This is a genomic window from Bradyrhizobium sp., from assembly GCF_049581145.1.
Classification (GTDB): Bacteria; Pseudomonadota; Alphaproteobacteria; order Rhizobiales; family Xanthobacteraceae; genus Bradyrhizobium.
This window is the reverse complement of sequence record NZ_JBAURI010001008.1, coordinates 1-1,517: the sequence shown is the minus strand read 5'-3', so window position 1 is coordinate 1,517 and position 1,517 is coordinate 1. Positions and strand designations below refer to the sequence as shown.

Below are 1,517 nucleotides of genomic sequence, written 5' to 3'. Positions count from 1 at the left end.
CTTGGTCACCATGGCGTGGAACATCAAGCGGATGTTCGCCCTCAGCACCGTTTGAGCCGCCCACGACGGCGGATGAGACCGATTAGGCGGATGATGGGAATAAGGAATAAGTCCGACAGGCTGCTAGAGCCAGCTAGCTCTTGGTGGCGCGAAGCCACGGCGTCACAGTGACATCGTGGGCCGGCTCGAGCATCCGGGCGGCGCCAGGCTTCAGCGCATGGGCTGCGAGAATATCTTGCGGCGAACGCCCGGGCACGCCCGGGAAGCATGGCTTGCCGCCGGGCAGCCGCACCCCTGGCGCCTGCGACAGCCAGAACGTGTCATAGCGGTCCATGAACATCGCGAACACATCCGGGCCGCCAATGATGGCCACGGTTCCGGACGTGACGCCGGCAAACGCGCAGGCGTCCTCGAAACGCGCGCCGGACGGGTTCCACAGGATCGCTTTCGGATTGTCCGGATCCGGCGCCAGCGCGGCGACCGCGTGGGTCACGATGATCCGATTTCGCATCGGTGCGTTCGGCTGCTGTTCCTGGGAATGGCGGCCGTGCACGATCAGGTCGGCGCGGTCGAGCGCCGCGGTGAAGAAGCGCTCGTCGCCTTTGAACTTCAGCACATCCGGCATGACGCGGTCGGCGCCGGCGAGCATACCGTCCGCCGACACGATGACGTAGCCCTCGATGGTCAGATCCGCCATTGCGGGCGGCGATTATTCCGAGACCGTGGTGACGACGCTGGAGACCGGACGCTGGCTCACCGTCGGCAGCTTTTCGTCCTTGAGGAATTCCTCGTCATATTGCGGCAGCGATTGCACCGGCGCCTTGGCGCGCATCGCCACCACCTTGTAGCCTTCCGTCTTCAGGCGACGCAGCAGCGCGGGCAGGGCTTCGGCGGTGTGCTTGTGGAAGTCATGCATCAGGATGATGCCCTTGCCGAGCTTGTCGAGCTTCTTGAAGGTGACGTCGATGACCTGCTGGGCGTTCTTCGCCTTGAAGTCGAAGGAATCAAGATCGCAGGAGAAGATCGCGATGTCGCGGGTGCCGAGATAGGTGACCATCGAGGGCGCATGTTGCAGGTCCGGGAAGCGGAAGAACGGCGCGGGCGACACGCCGCCGAGCGCCCACTTCACCGCGCTGATGCCCTTCTCGATCTCGTCCTTGCGCTGATCGTCGGTCAGCTTCTTGTCGTTCAGGTTGGCATGCGACCAAGTATGCGTGCCGACGGTGTGGCCGGCGGCGTAAACCTGCTTGAGGATTTCCGGATAATAGGTCGCATGCTTGCCGATCGAGAAGAAGATGCCGGTCGTGCATTCTTCGGCGAGCGACTTCAGGACCGACGGCGTGTTCACAACCCAGGGACCGTCATCGAACGTCAGCACGACTTCATGGTCGCGCAGGAAATCGAGATCCTTGAAGTGCTCGAAACCGAATCCCGGGCCCCCGGTGGTGTCGATCTCGACGGTACGGGCGACCCCGAGCGCGTCGGGATTGGTGCAGGGCGCTCTTGCGGGCTGGACC

The 1,517-nt window shown here is 63.6% G+C and carries 2 protein-coding genes; both read right to left on the bottom strand.

Going from position 1 to position 1,517, the window contains the following annotated elements:
* Nucleotides 1-133 precede the first annotated feature (133 nt).
* Nucleotides 134-697, bottom strand: coding sequence for a dihydrofolate reductase (locus WCB02_RS32725; protein WP_423964863.1), 564 nt, complete (start codon nucleotides 695-697; stop codon nucleotides 134-136).
* 12 nt (nucleotides 698-709) lie between these two features.
* The coding region (locus WCB02_RS32720; RefSeq protein WP_423964861.1) for a polysaccharide deacetylase family protein at nucleotides 710-1,517 on the bottom strand (808 nt) is incomplete at its 5' end.